The 7,297-nt window shown below is 63.7% G+C and carries 3 protein-coding genes and 1 pseudogene; 1 reads left to right on the top strand and 3 read right to left on the bottom strand.

Annotated elements, in window-relative coordinates; all coding sequences use genetic code 11:
* The first annotated feature begins 935 nt into the window (after positions 1-935).
* Positions 936-1,148: a hypothetical protein gene (locus F2P47_RS17400; RefSeq protein WP_152217662.1), complete on the top strand. Its 213-nt coding sequence runs from the start codon at positions 936-938 to the stop codon at positions 1,146-1,148.
* Between the two features lie 23 nt (positions 1,149-1,171).
* Here the strand turns inward: F2P47_RS17400 and F2P47_RS17395 are convergent, their stop codons facing one another.
* The 3 genes and pseudogenes from F2P47_RS17395 to F2P47_RS17390 all read right to left on the bottom strand — a co-directional run bounded on the left by F2P47_RS17395 (position 1,172) and on the right by F2P47_RS17390 (position 6,944).
* Complete coding sequence (locus F2P47_RS17395; RefSeq protein WP_185681193.1) at positions 1,172-1,579, bottom strand: DUF4160 domain-containing protein; 408 nt, start codon at positions 1,577-1,579, stop codon at positions 1,172-1,174.
* A 111-nt stretch (positions 1,580-1,690) separates the two neighbouring features.
* A pseudogene (locus tag F2P47_RS18000) lies at positions 1,691-2,001 on the bottom strand (transposase); the annotation flags it as partial.
* Positions 2,002-2,078: 77 nt separating this feature from the next.
* Positions 2,079-6,944 carry a P-loop NTPase family protein gene (locus F2P47_RS17390; protein WP_246176965.1) on the bottom strand — a complete coding sequence of 1,622 codons (4,866 nt, stop codon included), beginning with the start codon at positions 6,942-6,944 and terminating at the stop codon, positions 2,079-2,081.
* Positions 6,945-7,297 lie beyond the last annotated feature (353 nt).

The raw sequence follows: 7,297 nt of genomic DNA, 5'->3' as shown, positions 1-7,297 counted from the left end.
ATAACCGATCCTCATCACCGGAGAGCCGCTGAAACAGCTCAATGAATAGTTATTGGGCTGAGTTTTTCAACGATATCCGTCAGGAGCGGTCATCTCATCTGTGATCGAATACTATTTAGCTGGCTTAATGCTCGTTTGTTACAACGCACTACTTCGACATAAAGGTTCGAATCCGTACGGCGCGCCAAATACCGCCGATTGCCCTCCATAATACGCTATAACCGCCGAGCGCACGCCTATGCGTCTGTTACAGGCTGGCCAGCGTGTAGAAAAGCGCAGAAACGGTGGCGTTCGGCGGCGAAAAAGTTCGAATTTTGTTGAGTTAATTCTATCGTCTTTCCCCCCTCAGAAGTTGCGTAAGGCCCTCTTGAATGGCAACTAAACGCCCCGTTCCGGCCATCCAAGACGGAACTGCAAATCCGAAAGGCGGACATTGTCTTCTGACCACGATGGCGTCCCCGCCCGCGTGACGCCACGGCAACGGTGAGGACCTGATGCAAGGCCGCGCGGCGACTTGCTGTTAACCTACGCCACAGCGATTGTGGCCGCGTCAGTGTGCGTACTTCCAGATAAGTCCAAACCCGTCAGGCTACATCGCCCGGCGGCAAATGTGACGAGCGGACCAACTGAGTCCATGATTACGTGCATCAAGGAGGATTAAATGGACCCGATCGCGTGGCTGGAGGAGAAGGTCTACGTATTCGCGAACTGGCCGAAGCGGATCGGACGGCGATCAGCCACTTCGCCCTGCTATGGGCACTGTTCGAGCAACGCGCTCTCAACACCACAGGCTGCGCGGGTGCTACCGTAGAAGCCACTGCCGCCATGGCAAAGGACGGGGCCTAGATATCGCACGGCTTGCCGATGCCTACGCCTATTTTCGTGGCCGCTACTTCCGTGACAATGATTTCACCCACCACTACGACGGGCTAAGGTTGCGTGGAAAATCTGACCGCGAGGAGTTGGTGAAGTCGGTGCTGACCGGCGGGACGAACGAGCCGGCCGAGGTTGCGGTCGGAGTGCTCATCATCGTCTATCGCTTTCGCAACAACCTCCATCACGGCCTAAAGTGGGCGTATGGCATCCAAGGACAGCGCGAGAAGTTCGAGCAGTCCAATGCCGTCCTTACGGGGGTTATGGAGATGTAGGGGCTCGGCGGCGAGTAGGCGGCCTACCCTCGGTCAGGCTTTTCCGTGTTAGGCAAGCAGTCGGGCGGGACAGCCATAGGCCCAACGGGGCAGTTGTCTGGTCGGGTTCGATTCCAGGTCTCGATGAGGGCGCAGCGGTTCTCAGACCACCATTTACGGATGTTGCGCTCGTACTTCTCAAGACCCTTCACATTCGGAAGCCGCGAACCGTCCTCAATGCTGAAACTCGCATTGCTACCGGCAAAGCGGACGTGGAAATGCGGAGGTGGGTGCTCGAGCGCTTGGATTACGATGCTCATGCCATTGATCTTGGCGACGGCTTCCTCGGGGAGCATGCGCCGTCCGCCGGCGTCGAGCATCGGTCCTTGACGAAAACTCTTGCTCAGATCGTCGATCAGATTTTGGGGGATTGCTACTTCGGTGAGCGCCATATGCACCTCGTTACGTGATCGCATACATACACGAATTTTGGCGCGCCGGCGATCCGACTGCTCGACCAGCCGGACAATCGCGAGCTTCTCGGATGCGGTATGCTTCCTTCAATATCCCCCGCAAAACCTAATCATGCGTCTTAAGCAGGCAATTTTCTATGGTCAGGCCAGCCACGCATTCCGTGAGGCGCTGGTCTGCCAATGCAGGTCTCGCACCTTGTTCGAACTTGCTCCGCGTGCCGTATCACCTGAAAAGCGCCGCTTGCCGGCCTCCATGAACTCTTGGAGCAGGTGAAGTAAAGGCTGCGCGCGATCCCTTCGCATTGGCAAAGATCGGCAATGCTGTCATCGCCCCGCAAACCCTCAAGTACGATCTGGATCTTGTCTTCGGCCGAAATCTGCGGCCGGGTCGCCCGGCGGATATCTTAGAAAGTGCGCCGAAAGCGGTCGTTCGCTTAACAGCAGATCGTCCTGGATCTCCTGTGGCAGGGGGGCATGGTTAGCGAAGCAAGTCGGGGAGGTCATAGATCAGCTTCAACGCGTCCGACCAACCCACGTCGGAGAACAGGCGCAGGATCTCGACGAGCGCAGATCGGCGCTTGTCATCTTCAAAGATCGAGCGGTGATCGGCGATGTAGCGGGTAATCATCCGCACGATGACCGGCGCAGCAAGACTTTCGTGATGATAGCCTTCTCGCGCGGCAGGGCCTGTAAGCAATGCATGAAGCGCGTCGAACACGCCGGCCGGATCGCCGGGGATTAGAAACTCGTAGAGTTCGACGAGGTGATGGTGCGTCGAAGGTTCATGCGATGCCGCCAGCAGCGCGAGCATCGGGCGATAATCGACAAGGAACCGGCGCATTGAGTCGACCGACATAAGCCCTGCCGCCGCCTCGCAGTTATCGGCATATGCGCCCGAGCCGAAGTAGAGCTGATTCATAAGGTGGCCGATCACCGACTCCGCCGCCCTGTAGGTGGCGATAGTGGCATCTCGCTCGACGCCCTCTACCGACCCGCCCGTCGCTGCAGCATGGCTGGCTTCGGCCGCCGCCGAGCACGCCTGCAGGATGACCATTGCCGCCTGTTGCGAGCGATCGGCAAGCCCGACATCGCGCTCCTCGCCGCTCGCATAGCGGGCGAAGAAGGCGCCGCGCAGCATCGACAGGAAGGAGGTGAAGAACTCGCGGTGCGCGGCGGGGGCACCGGCCCAGGCCTTGAGCCATTCGAGCGCGATGGCTTCTTCCTGCCAGCACCAAAGCTGCGCGGTCAGGCCGCCGAGCTGTTCGGCGACTTCGTCGCGGCCGGGCTTGTCGTCGCGCTCGACCGCCTCGCGGCGGGCGCGCACGATCTCGATGATCGCCTTGCACTTTTCGACATCATGCCAAGTGAAGCGCGGGATGACATTGTGCAGGAATGCGCTGAGCACGCCGATGTGCGGCTCGTCGCGCGCGACGAGCTCGGCAAGCGCCCACATTTTGCCGAGCGCAATGCGGCTCAGCACCTGCAGGTTCTGCGCCGCCTGCAGGCGGACCTGCGGCGTCGGATCGGCGAGGATCGCATCGAACATGTCGACGATCTCGCCACGATCTTCGCCGAACCGGTCAGCGAGCGAGACATAGGCGTCGGCCGCATAGACGCGGACTTCCCAATTTCCCCAGCTCAGGCTGGAATCCTCGCTTTTCTCCTTGGCCTCCGGGAAGCTGCTCGCCCATAGCCGCCGCAACAAGGCGAGCAGTTCCTCGATCAGCGGCATGCCATCGACTCCGGGCGCATAGGCCTTCGCACCGGCGATGCGTTCGACGGCATTGCTGACATGCCCCCAGACCGGCTGCTCGACCTTCTCGTGCAGCGTATCGGCGTGGGCGTCATAGAACGCGATCGTCGCCGACACTTCCGCCCAAAGCTCGGCGAGCGCCGTGCCGCCACTGTCCGATGGCGTGGCCTTCACTTTCTCGTAGAGCGCCTCGGACCGGGACAACATCTGCGCGTCCACGCCTTCCTCGACATCGACGCCTTGGTCGGCGAGCAGGCGGCGCGCGACCCCGCGCGACGATCCCCAGCGCACCGACATCGAGCGCGTCGGCGGATTGCCGGCCAGTTCGTCCGCCGCCACTAGTTCCTCGCGCAGCGCACGCATCGGATCGGTCGCGATCGCGTCAGCATCGACAAGCGACAGGAAGCGGCTGAGCGTGCGGCGCCACCAGCGCTTCTCGGCTTCATCCGTAAACAGACCGGCCCGCAGCGCTTCGTCCTCAAATGCCGCCCGCTCGGAAAGCGAACGCGTCGGATAGACCGCGGCCAGAAAGCGGATGGCGTCGCGTACGATGTCTCCATGCGCAAGGATCGTGATGTTGCATGCGAACGGCCACAACCGGTCGGCGACCTGGCCGACGCGCTCGGCGCCGACGCCGAGGATACGCGTCCACACCGCCGGCCCGGCATAGCCGGTTGCGGCTGCATCGACCGTCTCGGCAAAGGCGGTAGGCGAGCAGCTACGCAGATGCGCGACGAGCTGCGCGAGCACATCGTCGTCCTGCGTGCCGTGGCGATCCTCGGTATCGTCCCAGGCTTTATACTCATGATCGTGGCCGAGCAGGTCGAACGGCGCGTGGCCCGGCACGACGACCTGTTTGCGAACGTCGCACAAGGGCATCGCGCGATCGGTGTCACCGAGCGATGCCTCGACAATCGCGCGCGTGCCGAGCGGCACCGACAGATCGAGGAGGCGCGTGACCCGCCGGCCCAGATTGTAGCGGCAGTGACGGTAATCCTGGCTGCGGTTGGACGAGAGTGGCATGATCCGGCTCGCCTGCCCGCCCATGAACGAGGTGCTGTTGTCGGTGATGTCGCGCGAGTAGAGCACTCTGTAGATCTCGATCGCGAAATCGGCGTCGGCCCGTGCGATCGGCATGATCTGCTCGGAAAGCCAGGTCGCTTCCTTGTCGGCATGGGCCGAGAAATGCGGGTCGCGGAGCATCCGGTCGAGCAGCGCCCGCGACGCGGCGGGATCGGCCGCGAAGCTCTTGCCGACGAAGCGGATCGCGTTGGTCGCCGTCTGCTGCATCGGCGGATCGGCGGCCCAAGCAAAGGCGAGCAGCGCACGCGCGGCGCGGCCAAAAACGTCGAGCAGTGTGGGCTCGGCAAGGTCGCCCTTGTCGAACAAGGTGTGGAGCAGGAAGCGTGTCGCGTCGGAAAGGTCGCGCGAGCCCACCCTGATCGCGGCGTCGGCGACCATCGCCCAGGCGAGCGCTTCTTCCGGCACAATGCTGCCGGCGGCATCGACCGCCAAGCCGACGAAGCGGGCGAGTCGCGAGAGCATCGTTGCCAGCGCTTCGTCACTTGGGCGACCCGCGATCAGCTCGACCAGTCCCGCGACATCGGCCGACGTCGCCACGCGCTCGGTAGCGGTGCGCAGCGCGACATTGGCGAGCACGGGATCGACCGCCGGATCGGCGTAGATATCGGCGACCAGGCGCCAGACCTGCGCCTTGCTCTCGGCGTCCTGGCGCCACAGCCGCTCGATCGCGAAGCGCAGCGCCGGCGCGAGCATGAGCGCGATCGAGCTGTCGCCGCCGAGCTGCGGAATGAGCCGCGCGGGATCGTCCCATTCGAGAAAGAAGCGGCCGGCGACATGGTCGAACAGCACATGATGGGCGAAGCTGACGAGATCGCCGGACTCGGCGAGCACGCCGGTCTGAATGACCGCATCTAGCTGATCGTGCCCGACGACCACCTTGCGCACCGCGAGCCGGCGCCGCGCAACCATCGCGCCGACCGTCGCGGCCGCGGCCTGATGCGCGGGTGTGCCGGCGAGCCGGCGATCCTCATAGGCGTCGATCAGGTCGGACTGGGTGGCGACGGTGCGGATGCTGTCGGGGCTCGCGCCATCGGCGAGCAGTTGCGCGGCGAGCGAGAGGTTGAAGACGTTGCGCAGCAGGTCACGCAGCTTTTCGGGTGCGGCGGCAAGCAACGTGCCAAGAGTGGCGGCAGCAATGCCGGCGGCGTCGAGATCATCGTCCGCGAGTCGCGGCACCAGGAAATGCCGGACATTGCCCAAGCCCGTTTCCGCATAAACCGGATCGGGTGGAGTGCCTGGCATGGCGTCGCGGAACCGCCGACCGTTGCGCAGATCGAACATGCGGATCGAGGCGATGACGGTCCAGTCCGGTGCCGCCGCACCCAGCGTCTCGATCAGCTGGGCGAAGACGCCTTCCGCCGGACCACCACGCGCAGCATCCAGCGCATCGATGATGAGCAGCTTGCGTCCTGAGCCCGGCGCCGCGGCCAGCACCTCGGTGAGCGGATGCGCCAATCCCAGCTCGGACTGGAGGTTGGCGGCGATGGCGACGCCCGGAAAGCGATCCACCGAGAGGAACACCACCGTATCTCCCACCGCGCGGCGCGCCTGGGCCAGCGCAACCAGTGCACCGGTCTTGCCGGCGCCGGGCTCACCGATGACGATCAGCGAGCCTGTATCGACCGCCGCGCCAAGCGGCCCGTCGCTGGCCCGCGCGATCGGAATGCCGCCGGCAATCGGCAGGCGCGTGTGTCCCATGAGGCGCACAAGCTCGGCCTCGGTCGCGGCCCACAGGCGCTCCAGATCTGCGGTGTAGTCGGCGGCGCCGACGTCATTTTGGCCAAGCCGGCGAAGCTCGCGCAGCAAGCCAGCGCGATTCGCAGGCGCGCCGCTACCGATCATGCCGCGGATGATACTCTTCAACTCACGCAAGGGCGCGTCTCCGGCAGATTCGGCACCATAGAGCCGTGCGCCGAGGAGCCGCGAGGCTTCGCGCCAATTGTCCTCGCCCTCGTTCATCGAGAAGCGCACGATGCGGAACAGCCGCGCCATCGTCGCGAGCTCGTCGTCGGTCGGCGGCGTGGCCGAATGCGTCGCCCATGCGGTTCGCGCATGGTTCTCGAAGAGATCGAGCGCGTCGCGCTCGGCCGAGGACCGCCCGGCCTTGGTGGTTGCCCAGCTGCCGCCAAGATCGAATGATCGGCACCCGCGCTCCAGCACGTTGAGCGTGCGCGGCGCATTGGCCGCTACCGCCAGTACAGCCCGAGCTTTCGCCGGATCGACCACAACGCCGGCGGCGCGGGCGTCGATCATGACGCGAACGAGTTGGCTGAGGGTCTTGCCGAGCGGGCTCTTGGGATTGGTGGCCAGCCCGGCGCTAGTCTTGCTCTGCAGGTCGATGCGGCTGGCGTCGTCCAGTTCCAATCGGATGTCGTCGAGCCCATCGCCGGTTTCGAGCTGGATCGAGACCGGCAAGGCGGTATTGGCGAGACCGAAACGCCCACCAATCGGCATCCGCGCCAGCAGATGGGCGGCAAGCCAAGTGCCGACCTCGGCCTGGAAGTCCATTCCGCCTTCGGTTGCCCGCCCACCCGCGTTCATTTCAGGTGTCCGTGCTGTGTCGCTAGCCAGTTGCATCCCCCGTCAAGATAACTCGTTGCCTAAGATATCGTTGGAACTGGCGAAATCTGCAACGTGCTTGTTAGTGGAAAATCCGGCTGCCCCCCTCGAGCGCCGATAGGTTCCATCCCGAAGCCGGCCCAACGGCGGCCGTGAGCCCCCTATGACGTGCAGATGTCCGCTCTCATGATAATCCGAACTGAAAGCCACCCGTCCGCTTCCGGCCCGATATCGTTGAAAAACTCAGCCCAATAACTATTCATTGAGCTGTTTCAGCGGCTCTCCGGTGATGAGGATCGGTT

It is taken from the genome of Parvibaculum sedimenti, from assembly GCF_009184905.1.
GTDB classification, from domain to species: domain Bacteria; phylum Pseudomonadota; class Alphaproteobacteria; order Parvibaculales; family Parvibaculaceae; genus Parvibaculum; species Parvibaculum sedimenti.
The sequence above is the reverse complement of the archived record's forward strand: the minus strand, read 5'-3'. Positions and strand labels throughout refer to the sequence as shown.